The organism is Jiangella muralis, from assembly GCF_001270745.1.
GTDB lineage: Bacteria > Actinomycetota > Actinomycetes > Jiangellales > Jiangellaceae > Jiangella > Jiangella muralis.
The window spans coordinates 33,681-51,059 of sequence record NZ_LFXL01000043.1 but is presented as its reverse complement, the minus strand read 5'-3'; the positions used below and the strand labels follow the sequence as shown (position 1 = coordinate 51,059).

At 72.8% G+C, this 17,379-nt stretch carries 13 protein-coding genes; 10 read left to right on the top strand and 3 right to left on the bottom strand.

Annotated elements, in window-relative coordinates; all coding sequences use genetic code 11:
- Position 1: 1 nt before the first annotated feature.
- The 3 genes from ACW62_RS29040 to ACW62_RS29030 are packed head-to-tail and all read right to left on the bottom strand — an operon-like array spanning position 2 to position 2,334.
- Positions 2-1,039, bottom strand: coding sequence for a LacI family DNA-binding transcriptional regulator (locus ACW62_RS29040; protein WP_053207616.1), 1,038 nt, complete (start codon positions 1,037-1,039; stop codon positions 2-4).
- Positions 1,040-1,076: 37 nt separating this feature from the next.
- On the bottom strand, positions 1,077-1,412 hold the full coding sequence (locus tag ACW62_RS29035) for a hypothetical protein (RefSeq protein ID WP_053207615.1): 336 nt from the start codon (positions 1,410-1,412) through the stop codon (positions 1,077-1,079).
- A gap of 7 nt (positions 1,413-1,419) precedes the next feature.
- Entirely contained in the window at positions 1,420-2,334 is a 915-nt protein-coding gene (locus ACW62_RS29030) for a DUF6772 family protein (protein ID WP_205629674.1), read from the bottom strand.
- A 314-nt stretch (positions 2,335-2,648) separates the two neighbouring features.
- Here ACW62_RS29030 and ACW62_RS29025 point away from each other — a divergent pair, with 314 nt between their 5' ends.
- The 10 genes from ACW62_RS29025 (at position 2,649) to ACW62_RS28980 (ending at position 17,359) form a co-directional block, all read left to right on the top strand.
- Positions 2,649-3,416 carry an IclR family transcriptional regulator gene (locus tag ACW62_RS29025; protein ID WP_053207614.1) on the top strand — a complete coding sequence of 256 codons (768 nt, stop codon included), beginning with the start codon at positions 2,649-2,651 and terminating at the stop codon, positions 3,414-3,416.
- Positions 3,416-4,339: a nickel ABC transporter permease gene (nikB, locus tag ACW62_RS29020; protein ID WP_053207613.1), complete on the top strand. Its 924-nt coding sequence runs from the start codon at positions 3,416-3,418 to the stop codon at positions 4,337-4,339. Before ACW62_RS29025 ends, nikB begins: the two co-directional genes overlap by 1 nt.
- A gap of 4 nt (positions 4,340-4,343) precedes the next feature.
- Positions 4,344-5,249: an ABC transporter permease gene (locus tag ACW62_RS29015; protein WP_083460287.1), complete on the top strand. Its 906-nt coding sequence runs from the start codon at positions 4,344-4,346 to the stop codon at positions 5,247-5,249.
- 7 nt (positions 5,250-5,256) lie between these two features.
- Entirely contained in the window at positions 5,257-6,267 is a 1,011-nt protein-coding gene (locus tag ACW62_RS29010; protein WP_053207612.1) for an ABC transporter ATP-binding protein, read from the top strand.
- On the top strand, positions 6,248-7,255 hold the full coding sequence (locus ACW62_RS29005; RefSeq protein WP_053207611.1) for an ABC transporter ATP-binding protein: 1,008 nt from the start codon (positions 6,248-6,250) through the stop codon (positions 7,253-7,255). The genes ACW62_RS29010 and ACW62_RS29005 overlap by 20 nt, the downstream gene beginning before the upstream one ends.
- A 1,057-nt stretch (positions 7,256-8,312) precedes the next feature.
- Positions 8,313-9,845: an ABC transporter substrate-binding protein gene (locus ACW62_RS29000; protein WP_053207610.1), complete on the top strand. Its 1,533-nt coding sequence runs from the start codon at positions 8,313-8,315 to the stop codon at positions 9,843-9,845.
- An 11-nt stretch (positions 9,846-9,856) separates the two neighbouring features.
- Complete coding sequence (locus tag ACW62_RS28995) at positions 9,857-10,798, top strand: ABC transporter permease (RefSeq protein ID WP_053207609.1); 942 nt, start codon at positions 9,857-9,859, stop codon at positions 10,796-10,798.
- Positions 10,795-12,558, top strand: coding sequence for a dipeptide/oligopeptide/nickel ABC transporter permease/ATP-binding protein (locus tag ACW62_RS28990; RefSeq protein ID WP_157575055.1), 1,764 nt, complete (start codon positions 10,795-10,797; stop codon positions 12,556-12,558). Before ACW62_RS28995 ends, ACW62_RS28990 begins: the two co-directional genes overlap by 4 nt.
- Positions 12,555-13,418: an ATP-binding cassette domain-containing protein gene (locus ACW62_RS28985; RefSeq protein WP_053207608.1), complete on the top strand. Its 864-nt coding sequence runs from the start codon at positions 12,555-12,557 to the stop codon at positions 13,416-13,418. Before ACW62_RS28990 ends, ACW62_RS28985 begins: the two co-directional genes overlap by 4 nt.
- Complete coding sequence (locus ACW62_RS28980; RefSeq protein WP_053207607.1) at positions 13,403-17,359, top strand: glycosyl hydrolase family 2 protein; 3,957 nt, start codon at positions 13,403-13,405, stop codon at positions 17,357-17,359. Before ACW62_RS28985 ends, ACW62_RS28980 begins: the two co-directional genes overlap by 16 nt.
- Positions 17,360-17,379: the final 20 nt, after the last annotated feature.

The following is a 17,379-nucleotide window of genomic DNA, read 5'->3' as shown; positions in this document are numbered from 1 at the left end:
TTCAGGTGGAGGCGCGGACGACCAACTCGGGCGTCAGCCGCTGCTTGCGGGGCGCGGCGTCGGCGCCGTCACGCAGGCGGCGCAGCAGCAGGTCGACGGCGATCTCGCCGATGCGCCGGGCCGGCAGGTGCACCGTCGTCAGCGGCGGGTCCATATATGCCGCGTACGGGTGGTCGCCGTAGCCGACGATCGCGAGGTCGCCCGGCGCGCGCAGCCCTCGTTCGGCCAGCGCGCGGTACAGCCCGAGCGCGAAGAAGTCGTTGCCGGCCACGACGGCGTCGGGCCGGTCGTCGCCGGCGACCAGCTCGCGGCCCAGCCGGTACGCCTCGGCCGGCTGCCACGGCAGGATCGCGGAGTCGTGCCGGCGGGTCGGCACCGAGATGACGTCGGCGTCGGAGCTGGGCAGGCCGGCGTCGGCCATCGCCCGGTGGAAGCCGGCGATACGCCCGGCGATGGTGGTGATCGGGAGGTCCTCCTCGAGCACCTGGATGCGCCGGGCGCCGGCGGCGATCAGGTGCCGGGTGGACTCGTAGGCGCCGTGCTCGTTGTCGATTCCGACGAAGTCGCAGCCCAGATCGGGCACGTCACGGTTGGCGAACACGATCGGCACGCCGGCCGCCTGGACCCGGGTCCAGTGCGCGGTCTCGCCCTGCACCGGCACGACGATGGCGCCGTCGACGGCCGAGCGCAGCAGCGACTCCGCCGCCCGCCGCTCGTTCTCGACGCTCTCGTCGGTGACCATCAGCAGCAGTGAGTAGCCGCGCCCGCGGCCGTGCGGCTCGATGCCGTTGATCAGCTGGGCGTAGAACGGGTTCGACGGGTTGGTGATGACCAGCCCGATGGTCATGGCCGAGCCGAGCACGAGCGAGCGGGCGTGCGTGTTGGGCACGTAGCCGATGCGCTCGGCCTCGGCCATGATGCGCTCGCGGGTGTGCTCGCTGACGCTGTCCTTGCCGCCCAGCGCCCGGGAGACGGTGTTGACCGACACGCCCAGGGCGGTGGCGATGTCGCGCAGCCGCGCCCTGCGGGTGTCGGTCACCGTGTCCTCGTTCTCGTGTTGCCGGCCACAGCGGGTCTCAGCTCTTGGCCGCCAGGTACACGCGCAGCTTAACCTCGGCGTCGTCGCCGCGGACGCGTCCGCGCAGACGCAGCCAGTGGCCGAACTCGCGCACCGTCCAGCTGGTCAGGCCCAGACCCGCCGTGGCGTGTGGCGCTTCTTCATGGTCGCACCAGGTGATGCCGTCGGGCGAGACCTGCGTGACGACGTCCAGCTCGGCCGGGTCGCCGGCGGCGGACAGCACCTGGACGAACCAGCGCGCTTCGGAGGCCCACGCGACCTCGTACGGCTCGGTCGCGAACTCGCCCCGCACCGTGGTGTTCCGCTCCAGTACAGCGGTCAGCGATTGCCGCATCGTTTGCCTACCAATCCACCGAGACGAGGACGGAGTCCAGGTACAGGAAATTGCGCACCGACGAATGCGTGCGCACGCTGAAATAGAAGTTCAGCAGATTCTCCAACGACTCGTACCGGTCTTCGTAGATCGGCACCGGAACATCGCTCATGTCCATCACGCGGTCGTTGATCTGCAATTCCACGTTCTTGCGCGCCGCGGTGTCGACGACCCACCGCAGATAGTGCCAGTTCACCTTTGTCGGGACCTCGTTGTAGCAGAGTTCCTGGGGCTCGCCGAACGGGTGCCAGTCCTCCGGGTTCGGCGCCGTGAAGTCGGCCGCGTAGCCCAGCTTCACCTTGCCCTCGAGGTGCTCGCGCGGCGTCGGCTCCGGCACCCCCGGGTACATCCACTGCCGGGTCAGCCGGTGCTGATGGTCGGTGTTCTGGTACCGCGCGACGGTGTGGTAGCGGACGCCGCCGTCGCCGCACAGGTCGGTGGCCACCGTCAGCGCGCCGAACTGGGCCTCCGACGGGTGCAGGTTGCCGTCCCAGACGACCTCGCCGAACGTGTCGTTGGCCGGGTCCGCACCCAGTGTGGCCTCGGCCTTGAAGGTGAAGTACGTCTCCAGCTGCACCCGGCCGCGGCCGCTCATCGTCAGGCGCCGGATGGCGACCGCGGTGTGCCCCGGATGCGGCCGGGTGGCCAGCTTCAGGGCGTACGTGCCGCCGAGGGTGCCGTGCGTGCCGACGTCGAAGAAATTGCACGCGCTCAGCTGCGGCGGGCGGAAGTCGCGCATGTGGTCGTCGACGGTGTCGAGGTTGCCGTTGCCGTCGTAGTTGCCGAGCAGTTCGCACCAGCCGTGGGTGCCGGAGTCGAAGTCGTCGTGGGCGAGGATGCGGCCGAGCGGATTGAATTTCGACAGGCGCGGGTCGGCCGCCACGATGGCCCTTCTGAACTGGCCGGTCAAATCGCCTGCAGTATCGACGGACAAAGTCGCCTCCTCGCGAATGGGGGCCGCTTCACAGGTGAATTCCAGCGGCCTGCGCCAGTTCGGACGTTAACGTTCACGGAACGACGGTGTCAAGGCGCGTTGCACCCCTCGCAACCCGGCTGACCAGTGCGTTCATCAATTCGCTGAGCCGACCCTTGACACCGTTCTCGGCGGTCCTCTAGCGTCGCCCATGAGCGCTACCGTTAACGTTAATGTAACACCAACGCCGCACCACCCGACGAGAGCACAGGGGTGAGTGATCGATGAAGTCGCTGAGCCGCGCCCTCGAGGTACTGACCGAGCTGAGCCGGCACGGCCACCCGCGCACGCTGACCGACATCACCAACGCCGTCGGCCTGCACAAGAGCACCGTCCACCGGATGCTCGCGACCTTCGTCGAGTTCGGCCTGGTCCGCCGCGACGAGGCGAACCGGTACGTCATCGGCCTGGGCGCGCTCGACCTCGCGCGGGCCGCCCGCGGCGACGCCGGGCCCGACTCCGTCGTCCACCCGGCGCTGACCGCGCTGCACGAGTCCACCGGGCAGGCGGTCAGCTACGGACGTCCCCGCGGCGGACAGCTGGTGCGGACGGCGACCGCCGGCCAGCCCGCGGCCGACCCCGGGTCGCCGCTGCCGATGCACGCGACGGCGCTGGGCAAGGCGTACCTCGCGCACCGCCCGCGGGTCGAGGTCGACCGGTTCGTGGCACGCGCCCCGTTCCCGCGGCTCACCGTCTGCACACTCACCGACGCCTACGGCCTGCTCCGGTCCCTGGCCCGGGCGCGGACCTGCGGCTACGCCGTCGAGGACCGCGAGTACGCCGAGACCGGGCGGGCCGTCGCGGCCCCGGTGCTCGACCACGACGGCCTGGCGGTCGCCGCCGTCGCCGTCCGCGTCCCGTCGCGGGTGCGGCACCCGGCCGAGCTGCGCGGCCTGGCCGCCGCCGTCACGGCTTGCGCCGACCGCATCGGCGCCGGCCTGCTGGACGAGGAGCCGGCGCTGACCGTCCTGGCGCATGCGCAGGGCGCCTGATGCCGGCCTACCTCGCGCGCCGGTTGCTGTTCTCCGTCTTCGTCCTGTGGGGCGCCGTCTCGGTCATCTTCCTGGTGCTGCGGCTGGTGCCCGGCGATCCCGCGACCGTGCTGCTCGGGCCGGACGCGACCGCGGACCAGATCGCGCAGCTGCGCGAGCGGATGGGCCTGGACGAGTCGCTGATCGTCCAGTACGGCAGCTACCTGCGCGACGTCGTCCGCCTGGACTTCGGCGACTCGTTCCGGATGAACGTGGACGCCATGGAGCTGGTGCTGTCGCGGCTGCCGAACACCGCCGAGCTGGCGATCGCCGCGCTCACGCTGTCCGTCCTCGTCGGCTTCCCGCTCGGCGTCCTCGCGGCGCTGCGGGCGAACACCTTGACCGACCGGGTCATCTCGGTGCTGTCGCTGGTGGGGCAGTCGACGCCGGCGTTCTGGGTCGGGATCGTCTTCATCCTGGTGTTCGCCCGGACGCTGGACGTGCTGCCCAGCGGCGGCACCGGCGGCTGGCAGCACCTGGTGCTCCCGGCCGTCACGCTGGCGCTGCCGTTCCTGGCCATCCTGGTCCGGCTGACCCGCAGCGGCCTGTTGGAGGTCATCCACGAGGGCTACGTGCAGACGGCGCGCGCGAAGGGCCTGCGCGAGAGCGTCGTGATCTTCCCGCACGCCGCCCGCAACGCGCTGATCCCGGTCGTGACGGTGGTCGGCCTGCAGTTCGGCCAGCTGCTCGGCGGCACCGTGATCGTCGAGACGGTGTTCGCCTGGCCCGGCGTCGGGCGGCTGCTGGTCGACGCGATCTCGCATCGCGACTACGGCGTCGTCCAGGCCGCCGTGCTGTTCATCGCCGCCGTGTTCGTGCTGGTGAACCTCGTCGTCGACGTCCTGTACGGCTACCTCGACCCCCGCGTGCGATTGGCCGGGTGACTCCATGACCGACACACTGACCGACCTCGGCCGCCGGCCGGCCGCCCCCGTCCCCGAGCCGGCCGTCCGCTCTCGCAGCAAGCCCGGCTCCGGGCGCATCCGGTTCGCGAGCGCCGTCATCGGCCTCTACGTGCTCGTGGCGGTGTTCGGGCCGTGGCTGGTCGGCTACGACCCGGTCGCGACGAGCACCGGCGACCGGCTGCTGCCGCCGGGCTCGCGCACCGAGGACGGATCGCTGGCGATCTTCGGCACCGACCAGGTGGGCCAGGACCTGCTCGCGCAGGTGTTCCAGGGCGCGCGTATCTCCATCGCGGTCGGCGTCGCGACGCTGCTGCTGGCCGGGCTGATCGGGGTCACCGTCGGTGTCGTGGCCGGGTGGTACGGGCGGTGGCTGGACGGCGCGCTGATGCGGCTGGCCGACGTCCAGCTGACCTTCCCGTCCATCCTGCTGGCGATCTTCATCGCCGCGCTGCTCGGGCCGAGCGTGGTGAACGTCGTCATCGTCCTGGCCATCTCGAACTGGGTGACGTTCGCGCGGGTGGCCCGCAGCCAGGTGCTGGTCACGAAGAACCGTGACTTCGTCGACGCGACCCGGACGCTGGGCGCGCGGTCCTGGCACCTGGTGCGGCACTGCGTGCTGCCGGCCTGCGCGGCGCCGGTGCTGGTGGTCGCGACGGTCGAGATCGGGCACGTCATCCTGGCCGAGGCGTCGCTGAGCTTCCTCGGCCTCGGCACCCCGTCCAGCTCGCCCAGCTGGGGCGTCACCATCGCGAACGGGCGCAACTACCTGGGCGACGCGTGGTGGATCTCCACCATCCCCGGAATCTGCCTGGCGCTGCTGGTCGTGTCGTTCGGCCTGCTCGGCGACGCGCTGCGGGACCGGTTCGACCCGAAGCTGAAGAACCTGTGAGGCGGCCGTGACGGAGAGTCCACTGCTCAGCGTGCGCGACCTGTCCGTGCGCTTCCGCACCGGCGGCGGCCACGTCCGCGCCGTCGACGGGGTGTCGTTCGACGTGCGCCGGGGCGAGACGCTGGCCGTCCTCGGCGAGTCCGGCAGCGGCAAGAGCGTCACCGCCCAGGCCGTCATGGGGATCCTGCCCAAGCCGGCCGGCGAGATCGCCGGCGGCACGATCGTCTACGACGGACGCGACCTGCTGGCCGAGGACCCGAACCGGGTCCGGCGGCTGCGCGGCGACGAGATCGCGATGGTGTTCCAGGACCCGCTCAGCTCGCTCAACCCGGTGTTCCGGGTCGGCTGGCAGATCGGCGAGATGTTCCGCCGGCACCGCGGCGCCTCACGTCGGGCCGCGCGCGCCGCCGCCGTCGAGCTGATGGAGCGGGTCGGCATCCCGGCCGCCGCCCGCCGGGTGGACGACTTCCCGCACCAGTTCTCCGGCGGCATGCGGCAGCGGATCATGATCGCCATGGCGCTGGCGCTGCGGCCCCGGCTGCTCATCGCCGACGAGCCGACGACCGCGCTCGACGTCACCGTCCAGGCGCAGATCATGCGGTTGCTGGCGGACCTGCGCCGCGAGGAGGGCATGGCGCTCGTGCTGATCACGCACGACCTCGGCGTGGTCGCCGACGTCGCCGACCGGGCGCTGCTCATGTACGCCGGGCGGGCGGTCGAGACCGGCGGCATCCGTGAGGTCTACGACCACGCCGCCCACCCCTACACCCGCGGCCTGATGGCGTCGATCCCGGACCTCGACGGGCCGCGCGAACGGCTGACGCCGGTGCGTGGCGCGCCGCCGAACCTGCTGGCGCTGCCGTCCGGCTGCTCCTTCCATCCACGCTGCCCGCACGCCACCGACCGGTGCCGCGCCGACGACCCCGTCCTCCGTGCCGTCGACGGGCGGCCGGCCGAGCACCGGGCCGCCTGCCACCACGCGGAGGAGGTGGTGGCCGGTGAGCGCGAACGGGTCTGAGCCGCTGCTGTCGGTGCGCGACCTGCACACGACGTTCCCGCTGCGCTCGGCGCTGCTGCGCCGGGTCACCGGCCACGTCCAGGCCGTCGCCGGCGTCTCGTTCGACCTGCGCCGTGGCGAGACGCTCGGGCTGGTCGGCGAGTCGGGCTCGGGCAAGTCGACGCTGGCCCGGACGGTGATCGGCCTGGAGCGGGCCGCGTCGGGCACCGTCACCTTCGACGGCCGCGAGCTGACGTCCGCGTCGCCGGCCGAGCTGCGTGCCGCCCGCCGCGACGTCCAGATGATCTTCCAGGACCCGTATTCGTCGCTGAACCCGCGCCGCACCGCGGGCCAGATCGTCGCCGAGGCCTGGGAGATCCATCCGGGCGTCGTGCCGCGCTCCCGCTGGCGCGACGAGGCGCGCGACCTGCTCGCCCGGGTCGGCCTCGACCCGAGCCACGCCGACCGCTACCCGCACCAGTTCTCCGGCGGCCAGCGGCAGCGCCTCGGCATCGCCCGCGCGCTGGCGCTGCGGCCCAAGCTCGTCATCTGCGACGAGGCGGTGTCGGCCCTGGACGTGTCGATCCAGGCGCAGGTGCTCAACCTGCTCGCCGACCTGCAGGCCGACCTCGGCCTCACCTACCTCTTCATCGCCCACGACCTCTCCGTCGTCCGCCACGTGTCGGACCGGGTCGCCGTCATGTACGCGGGCCGGGTGGTGGAGCTGGCCGAGCAGGAGGAGATCTTCCGGCGGCCCACCCACCCCTACACCCAGGCGCTGCTCTCCGCGGTCCCGGTGCCGCGGCCCTGGAGCCAGCCGCCGCGCGAACGCATCCTCCTCACCGGAGACGTCCCCTCGCCGGCCGACCCGCCGTCCGGGTGCCGGTTCCGCACCCGCTGTTGGAAGGCCCGGGACGAGTGCGCCGAGGTCGAACCCGCTCTCGAGCCCCGCCTCGGCCTGCACCCGAGCGCCTGCCACTTCGCCGAGCTACCGGCCGCCCACCGGTAGCTTCGCTTGGTATCCGTCACTCCGGCACTCGGACCGAGTTTTGAAGCCGGTGGCGACGCCTCGCCGGCCCGGCGCGACGACTGTGCGCCCTGGCGCGTCACTGGGTGGGATCACTGTGTTTGCTGGGTGGCGTTGCTGTTGCCAGGGGAACAGTGATCCGCCCCACTCGACGCAGTGATCTCACACGGTGGCGTTGGGGATCGCGTAACGGTTCGCCGTCGTGCGGCGGTTGGCCGTTTTGCGGCGGTGGGCCGTCCCCCTGCTGCCCATTGTCTTAAGTACGGGCAGTTATCAGGGGGACGGGGGAAGTGCGGGCAGAGCCCGCCCGGTGCGCCGTTCGCCGTTCCTGCCGGTGCACGATTTGGTCGTCCTCGATTCCCGCGACCGTCTTCGATGGCGGGGGTCGTGTTCGAGGGGCCTTTCGGACGTTTCTCGCCATCGAGGACGGTTCCGGTCATCGAGGTGTGCCCAGTCTTTCCCCGTCCCCCTGATAGGTGCCCGTTCTTGGCCGCGGGGCCGCGGGTCAAGCGGTCACCCAACGCGCGAAGCGCCCCATCTGGGTCCGCTTGAGGCGCGGTCACGAGGCTGAGAAAATGGGCGCCAGGGGGACGGCCAACGCGGCAGACCCCCCCCCGGCGCACGGTCGGCAGCACCGGACCACGGTCGGCCAGCCAACGAGAAGCCCGGCCCGACCGAGCTGACCGGCACGAGGACCGGCCGACCGGCCTGACGGGCCGGTCGGCAGCGGCTGCGGCCTCGGGAGACGCACCTGCGACAGCCGGCATCGCCGACAAGACGTCCACCCGATCAATCGGACTCAGTCATCGAGGATGTGCCTCCAAGTCCGTGGCCTACTGCGCGGCCGGTTCGCCCTGGTTTCGGGTGCCGTCAGGCGCGCCACAGCCCGGCCCGGGCTGGCGCGTTGCGGGTCGTGACGGGGGTCTTGACAAGACTTGACCCGTTCGTCCAGTCTGTGAACCCATTCAATTGTAACGATTAAATTGACGAGGTGCCCCCGGGCTCCCCGCCGACTTCTCGACGATGAGGAGGAGGTTCGATGGACCTGATCGCGTCGCGCCGCCGCACGGGCGCCGTGGTGGCCGCTCTGGCCGTCGGCGCCGCGTTCCTGACCGCCTGTACCAGCGCCGCGCCGACCGCCGAGGGTGGTCCGCGGACCCTGACCCTGGGGGTCTCGGGCGAGGCGCAGTCGTTCGACCCGGCGCGGCAGCAGAGCGCCGGTGACCAGCGCTGGCGCTGGCACGCCACGTTCGACACCCTGCTGCACTGCGAGGAGGACGGCTCCGTGGTGCCGGGTGCCGCGGAGAGCTACGAGCTGAGCCCGGACGCCACGCGGCTGACGATGCGGCTGCGCGAGGGCATGACCTTCTCCGACGGCTCGCCGGTGGACGCCGCGGCCGCGAAGGCGTCGATCGCGCACATGCGCGACAGCGGCGGCTCCGACGCCGGCCGCGTCGCGAACATGGAGATCACGACGCCCGACGAGCTGACGGTGGTGATCGACGCGCCGCAGCCGACCGGGCAGTTGCCGACGTTCATGTGCTTCGCGCCCGGCGCCATCGCGCACCCGGACCAGCTCGCCAGCGGCGCCGTGGCCTCGGCGCCGTACAGCTCCGGGCCGTACGAGCTGGACCCGTCCGGCACGACGACCGGCTCGGTGTACCGGATGGTGAAGCGCGACGACTACTGGGACGCCGGCAACTACGCCTACGACGTCATCGAGCTGGTCACCATGCCCGAGCCGACGGCGCGGCTGAACGCGCTGATGTCGGGTGAGATCGACGGCGCGATCATCGAGCAGGAGCAGGTCCCGGAGGCGGAGTCGGCCGGGCTGCACGTGCTCTCGAACCCGGCCGCCTGGAACGGGCTGTACCTCAACGACCGCGCCGGCGAGGTGATCCCCGCGCTCGGCGACGTCCGGGTGCGCCGGGCCATCAACATGGTCTTCGACCGGGAGGCGATCGCCGAGTACACGATGCGCGGCGAGGCCGTCCCGACCACCCAGATTTTCCACCCCGAGGCGACGGCCTACCTGCCCGAGCTGGACGAGCGGTACCCGTTCGACGTCGAGGCGGCCCGCGCGCTGATGGCCGAGGCCGGCTACGCCGACGGCTTCGAGGTGGAGGTCCCGAGCGAGAGCGGCGGCAGCGCCGTCATGAACCCGATCGTGGTCCAGCAGCTGGGGCTGCTGAACATCGAGGTGACCGAGGTGCCGCTGACGGGGCCGACGGCGCTGTCGGACATCCTCGGCGGCCGGTTCCCGATCTTCTTCGCGCGCATCGGCACCGGCGACTCGCTGTTCGACATCGTCCAGTCGCTGGAGCCGGGGTCGATCTGGAACGTGATGGACACCGAGGACCCGGACCTGCAGCCGCTGCTCGACCGCGCCCAGTTCGTCCAGGGCGACGAGGCGGTGGAGGTCTACCAGCAGATCAACGAGTACATCGTCGACCAGGCGTGGTTCGCGCCATGGGTCGCCGACAACTCGTTCTTCGCGGTCACCGGCGCGGACCTCGTCCCCGAGATGACCGACCAGTTCCGCGTCACCCCGTATCTGCGCGACTTCGAGTAGGAGGCCCGGACGTGATCGTCTACACCCTGCGCCGGCTCGGGTCGGCGCTGCTGCTCACCGCGGTCGTGACATGCGCGACGTTCCTGCTGATCTTCCGCGACGGACCCTCGATCGCCCGCGCGATCCTGGGCGAACAAGCCACTCAGGAGACCGTCGACGCGCGTGCGGTCGAGCTGGGCCTGGACCAGCCGGTGTTCTCCCAGTACTGGCAGTGGCTGCGCGACCTGTCCGGCGGGTCGCTCGGGCACAGCTTCTTCACCGGCGAGGACGTCACCAGCATGCTCGCCACCCGGGTGCCAGTGACGCTCATCATCACCGGGGTGGTCGTGCTGCTGATGGGGCTGATCAGCGTGCTGGTCGGCACCGCCGCCGCGGTCAAGGGCGGCTGGATCGACCGCGTCCTGCAGTTCTTCGCGGTCCTGGGCTCGGCCGTCCCCGCGTTCATCGTCGCGGTGCTGCTGGTGCTGACGGTCGCGGTCGGCTGGGGACTGCTTCCGGCGACGGGGTACGTGCAGCCCGAGCGCGACCTCGGCGGCTGGGCCCGCTCGCTGGTGCTGCCGGTGCTGGCCATCCTCATCGGCTCGGTCGGCAGCGCCGCTCAGCAGTTCCGCGGCGCGGTCTCGGACATCCTGCAGCAGGACTTCGTGCGCACGCTGCGCTCGCGCGGCATCGGCGAGGGCCGCATCGTCTTCGGGCACGTGCTGCGCAGCGCCGCCGCGCCGGGCCTGACCATCCTCGGCCTGCAGACCATCGGCATGCTCGGCGGCGTCGTGCTGATCGAGCGGGTGTTCGCGCTGCCCGGCATCGGCGACCTCGCGGTCGAGATGGCGCTGCGTGCCGACATCCCGGTGGTGATGGGCTGCGTCCTCTTCGCGGTCCTCGTCGTGGTCGTCGTCAACCTGGTCACCGACGTCGTCGGCGCCTGGCTGAACCCGAAGGTGAGGATCTCGTGAGTGCCGACCCGGTCGCCCTGATCCCCGACGTCGAGCGGCCCGCGCAGGCGCCGGCCCCGAAGGAGCACGTGCTGCGGCGTTTGGCCCGCGACCCGCTGGCGCTGATCTCGATGGTGTACCTCGCGATCATCGTGGTCGTCGGGCTGGGCGCGCCGCTGCTGGCGCCGCACTCGCCGAACCACGTCGACCTGACGCTGACCAACGCCGCGCCGTTCACCTCGGAGTTCCTGCTCGGCGGCGACGCGTCCGGACGGGACATCCTCTCCCGGCTGCTGTGGGCGACCCGCGGCACCCTGCTGGCCTGCGTCGTCGTGCTGGTGGTGTCGACGGTCGTCGGCGTGGTCGGCGGCCTGCTGGCCGGCTACTTCCAGGGGCGGGCGGAAACGGTGGCGTCGTGGGTGTCCGACGCGATCATGGCGCTGCCGGGCATCGTGCTGCTGATCGCGCTGTACACCGTCATCGGGCCGTCGATCATCACCGCGATGGCGGTGTTCGGCCTGCTCATCGCGCCGTCGAACTTCCGGCTGGTGCGGGCCGTCGTCGCGGGCATGCGCAACGAGCTGTACGTCGACGCGGCCAAGGTGTCCGGGCTGCCGGACTGGCGGATCATCTTCCGGCACGTGCTGCTCGCGGTCCGCGCGCCGATCATCATCCAGAGCGGGTTCGTGCTGGCGGCCGGCATCGGCATCCAGGCCGGCCTGGAGTTCCTCGGTCTCGGCGACCCGCGCACGCCGTCGTGGGGCGGCATCCTGCAGCAGTCGTTCACCACCATCTACCTCAACCGCGGCGCGGTCGTCGCGCCCGCGCTGCTGGTGTGCTTCACGACGCTGGCGTTCGTGCTGCTCGCCAACGCCCTGCGCGACGTGCTGCAGAGCGGCTCGCGGCACCGTCCGCTCACGTCCCGGCAGCTCGCGGCGGCCCGGGCGAGCGTCGTCACCCCCGAGGCCGAGCCCGGACCCGCCGACGACGCGCTGCTGACGGTGCGGTCGCTGCGGATCGGCTACCCCGACGGCGCCGGCGGGGTGCGTCAGGTCGTCAGCGGTGTCGGCCTGTCCGTGCGCCGCGGCGAGATCCACGGCCTGGTCGGCGAGTCCGGCTCGGGCAAGTCGCAGACGGCGTTCGCGGTGCTCGGCCTGCTGCCCAAGGACGCCATCGTGCTCGGCGGCTCGGTGCTCTTCGACGGCGCCGACCTGCTCGCCGACCGCGACGCGGCCCGGGCGGCTCGGGGCGCGCGCATCGCGTACGTCCCGCAGGAGCCGATGAGCAACCTCGACCCGACGATCACCATCGGGCGGCAGCTGACGGCGGGTCTGCGGGCCGTACGCCGGCTGTCCAAGCGGGAGGCGCGCGAGCACCTGCTCAGGCTGCTCGGCCGCGTCGGCATCGCCGACCCGGAGACCGTGTTCGACCTGTACCCGCACCAGATCTCCGGCGGCATGGCGCAGCGCGTGCTCATCACCGGGGCGATCGCCGGCGACCCCGACCTCATCGTCGCCGACGAGCCGACGACGGCGCTGGACGTCACCGTCCAGGCCGACGTCCTGGAGCTGCTGCGCGAACTGCGGGACGAACGCGGGCTCGGGATGGTCCTCGTGACGCACGACCTCGGCGTGGTCGCCGACATCTGCGACACCGTGAGCGTCATGCACGACGGCGAGATCGTCGAGTGCCAGCCGGTGCGGGCGCTGTTCACCAGCCCGCGGGAGCCGTACACGCGCGAGCTGCTCTCGTCCGCCCTCGACCCGGAGGAGATGCCATGACCGACGCGACCACGCTGCTGCGGGTCGAGCACCTGGACGTCGCCTACGCGTCGCGGCGGCGACAGGCGAAGGTGATCGACGACGTCGGCTTCGACCTCGCCGCGGGCGAGACGCTCGGGCTGGTGGGCGAGTCGGGGTCGGGGAAGACCACCATCGGACGGGCCATCCTCGGCCTGGCGCCGGTCAGCTCCGGGCGCATCGAGTTCGAGGGCCGCGACGTCACCCGGCTCACCCGCCGCGAACGCCGCGGCGCCGCCCGCGGCATCCAAGCGATCTTCCAGGACCCGTACTCGTCGCTGAACCCGGCGATGACGATCGCCGACATCCTCGTCGAGCCGATCCAGGACGTCGGATCGGCGCAGAAGCGCGAGCGGGTGCGGCAACTGCTCGACGCCGTCGGCCTGCCCGCCGACTCCGGCCACCGGCACGCGCGGGAGTTCTCCGGTGGGCAGCGCCAGCGCATCGCCATCGCCCGGGCGCTGGCGCTCGAGCCGCGCCTCATCATCTGCGACGAGCCCACCAGCGCGCTGGACATGACGACGCAGACCCGGGTGCTCGGCCTGCTGCGCGAGATCCAGCAGCGCACCTCCGTGGCGTACCTGTTCATCAGCCACGACCTCGGCGTGGTGCGGGCGATGAGCGACCGGACGGCGGTCCTGCTGCACGGGCGGATCGTCGAGCTGGGCAGCGCGGAGCAGATCGCCGAACAGCCCGAGCACCCGTACACCCGGCGGCTGCAGCTGGCCACTCCGGTCGCCGACCCGGTGCTGCAGGCGCAGCGGCGGGAGCAGCGGCTGCGGGTGCTGCGCGAGCAGGGACTGACCGACGAGCCGAAGGGGCCTGCGTGGACCAGCAACTGATCGACCGATTCGAGGACCCGCCGCGGGAGTACGGGCCGACACCGTTGTGGTGGTGGAGCGGCGCGCCGGTCACCCGGGAGCGGATCCGCTGGCAGCTGGAGCGGTTCGCCGCCGGCGGCATCCACAACCTGGTGCTGATGAACCTCGCACCCAAGGGCCCGACCTACGGCGCGCCGCCGGACGACCCGCCGTGGTTCGGCGAGGAGTGGTGGGACCTCGTCGGCTACACCTGTGACCTCGCCGAACGGCTCGGGGTGCGGCTGTGGTTCTACGACCAGATCGGCTTCTCCGGCGCGAACGTGCAGGGCGGCATCGTGGCCGCGCATCCGGAGGCGGCCGGGCAGGCGTTGCGGTCCTGGCGGGAGGTCGTCGGCGCCGACCAGCGGATCGACGTGGACGCGCGCGACCACGTGCTGGGCGTGTACGGCGAACGTGCGGGCGACGCCGGCTGGACCCGGCTCGACCTGCGCGACGGCCGCGTCGACGCGCCGCCCGGCACCGACGTCCGGGTGGTGTGCTGGCGTGAGTCCGGGTTCGACTACCTCGGCCCGCGGGCCTGCGAGCTGCTGATCGACGCCGTCCACGGGGAGTTCGAGCGCCGGCTGGGCGACCGGCTCGGCTCCGTCATCACCGGCAGCTTCCAGGACGAGCTGCCCGCCATGCCGGCGTGGTCGGACCGGTTCGCGGCCGAATTCGAGCGGCGGCTGGGTTACGAACCGCTGGCCTGGCTGCCGTCGCTGTGGGAACGCGGCGGGCAGGGCGACGACGACGTCCGCGCCGACTACCACCGGGTCCGCACCGAGCTGGCCGAGGAGGCGTTCTTCCGCCCGCTCGGCGCCTGGCACGAACGGCACGGGATGCTGCTCGGCGCCGACCAGACCAACCCCGGCCGGGCCGGCTGGCCGACGCAGAGCTCCCAGCTCTACGGCGATTACTTCGCCACCCACCGCTGGGTGAACGCCGTCGGCAGCGACCACGAGGGCGACGCCCGCGTGCACTCGTCGATGGCCGACCTCTACCGCCACCCGCGGGTATGGATCGAGTCGTTCCACTCCAGCGGCTGGGGCGGGACGCTGGAGGAGACGTGGGACTGGCTGCTGCCGTTCTTCCGCAGCGGCGCCGACCTCTACAACCCGCACGCGACGTACTTCGATACCCGGGCCGGCTGGTTCGAGTGGGCGCCGCCGGCCACCGACTTCCGGCAGCCCTACTACGCCGTCTACCCGCGCTTCGCCCGCGCCGTCGCCCGGGCCGCGGCGCTGCTCACCTGGGGCGATCACCTCGTCGACGTCGGCGTGCTGTACCCGTCGACGACCGGGCACGCGGACCTGCCGCCGGACCTGCCGATCGACTACTTCGGCGACGGCCGGACCGGCGGCCCGCTCGAGCAGGCCGACCGTGCGCAGGCGACGTACCTGGCGCTGGCCGGGACGAACAACTGGTTCCGCTCCACGCCCGGCCTGCTCGACCGGGCCGGCCTCGACTTCGACGTGGTGGACGAGGACAGCGTGCGGCGCGGCGTCGCGCGGGACGGCGCGCTGGCCGTCGAGCCGCTGGAGTTCCGGACGGTCGTGCTGCCGGCCGCGACGCAGCTCCGTCCGGGGACGGCGGACCGGCTGGTCGAGCTGCTCGACGCCGGTGGGCAGGTCATCGTCGTCGGCCCGGACCCGCGCGCGGTCGCCGGGCGGACCACGTCGCCGGAGGCCGCCAAGGCCCTGACGGCGCTGGTCGGGCACCCGCGGCTGCGGCGGGTCGCGACGCCCGAGGACGCGGTCCGGCTGATCGCCGAGCGGGGCACGCCGGCCTGGGCGGCGCAGGGCCTGCGGGCCCGCCGCTCCGGCGACGTCACGGCCGCGTTCGTGCCGGCGGCCGCGCCCAACGCGACGGCCTATCCGCTGCGCCGCGACCCGTACTCGCTGCACTGGGACGACGTCGACTTCGATCCCGCGCGCTACGCCGGACGCACCGAGGTGCGGGTGGCCGAGCCGGTAGCCCGGGCCGAGGTCTGGGATCCCGCCACCGGCGAACGCCGCCCGGCCACCGTCCGCGCCGACGCGACGGGCAGCACCATCGCGGTCGACCTCGGCGGGGCGCCGGCCGTGTTCGTCGTCTGGCAGCGCGGCGCGGCGCGTGCGGTGCCTCCGGTGGTGCCGTCGGCGGAGACGCCGGAGAGCCTCGACGACGGCTGGACGCACGAGCTGGTGCCCACCCTGGACAACACGTGGGGCGACATCGCGCTGCCGGCCGGCGCTGACGTGCCGCTGGAGCTGTGGCGGATGCGCTGGTGGGACGGCGACGCCGGGCCCGAGGACGTCCGCGCGACGTTCGGGCAGCAGGTGCTCGCGCACGGCCCGGAGGCCGACGCGCCGGATCCGCTGGACCCGGACGCGGCCACGCGCGTCCTCGGCGGCGGCGACCTCGCCGGGCCGGACTGGCAGGTGCACCGGTTCTCCCGGTCTCGCGGCCTCGACACCGACCAGGGGCACCGGTACGAGCCGAAGGGCTTCGTCCCGGAGGAGTTCCTGTTGCACCCGGCGACGGGACCGGGCGAGCACGTCACCGTCCGCACGATCCTGCGGGTCGACGCGCCCGGCGAGTACGAGCTGACGGTCGCCGCACCGGCCGCGAAACGGGTCTGGGTCGACGGCCGCGAGTGCCCCGGTGACGACCAGCGCTACGCGATGACCGTCCCCGTGCGGTTCGAGCGGCACGAGGCGGTGCTGGAGTACCGCATCGGGACGAGCGAGCTGCCGGCCGACATGCACGGGAACCGGCCGGCCACGATGCCGTCCTGGTTCCTGCTCGAACGCCCGGGCCGCGCCGTCCAGCGGCCGGAGTTCGTCTGCCCGGCCGCGGTGTCGGGCGGCAGCGCCGACCTGCGCACCACGTTCCACCTCACCGAGCCGGCCGAGCGGGTCGTCGTCGCCGTCGGGGCCACCAGCGCCGTCCGCCTCGAGCTGGACGGCCGCGTCGTCGCCCGTCAGGAGAAGGTGCAGTACTACGAGTCGGACGCGGTGAACCGGCCGATGTTCTTCACCCACCGGCTGGACGGCCTCGCCGCGGGCGCGCACGACCTGCGGGTCGTCGCCGAGACCTCCGACCCCGAGCACGCCGTCTGGGTCGACGCCGTCATCGACGGCCCGGACGGCCGGACCGCCGTGGTCAGCGGGCCGGACTGGACGACCGGGCCGGGGCCCGAGCCGGTCCGCGTCGTCCGCGGGCTCGGCGCCGGCCACACGCACGCGCGGGTCGCCCGCCGTCCGCACCCGCTGCCCGGCACGTCCTGGCTGAACGGCGAGCCGGAGCTGGGCGAGCCGGCGGTCGCGTTCGAGGCGTCCCGGTCGGCGGCGCCGCGGCCGCAGCGCTACGAACTGCTGCTGCCTGCCGGCACCGTGCGGGCCGAGCTGCCGGTGCCGGCGGAGGCGGCCGAGCTGGCCGGCGCGCCGATCCGGGTCGACGACGGGCGGATCGAGCTGGCCGAGCCGCTGCGCCGTCCGTCCGAGCTGGTGGTGTGGGTGGCGGCACGGGCGCACTCCGTCGGCGGCGCGGCCTGGGACGGGCCGGTCCGGGTGCACACCGCGGCGTTCTCCGCGCCGTTCGGCGACTGGCGCGACCTCGGGCTGGGCGCGTGGAGCGGTGCGCTGCGGTCGCGGCGGACCATCGAGGCCCGTGACGGCGAGCGGCTGCGGCTCGACCTCGGCCGGGTCCGCGGCGCGGTGAGCGTGACCGTTGACGGCGAGCCCGCCGGCGCGGCGTTCTGCGCACCGTTCGCCGTCGACCTCGGCGAGCTGGCGCCGGGGGAGCACGAGCTGGCCGTCACCGTCTACGGCACCCTCGCGCCGCGCCTGCACTCGACCAGCCCGACGCCGTTCCTCAAGCCCAGCCAGCTCGGCACCGGCGTCGCCGGGCCGGTCCGGCTGCTGCGGCGGCCGGCCCGATGACACGATGGGCGCACGCGGGC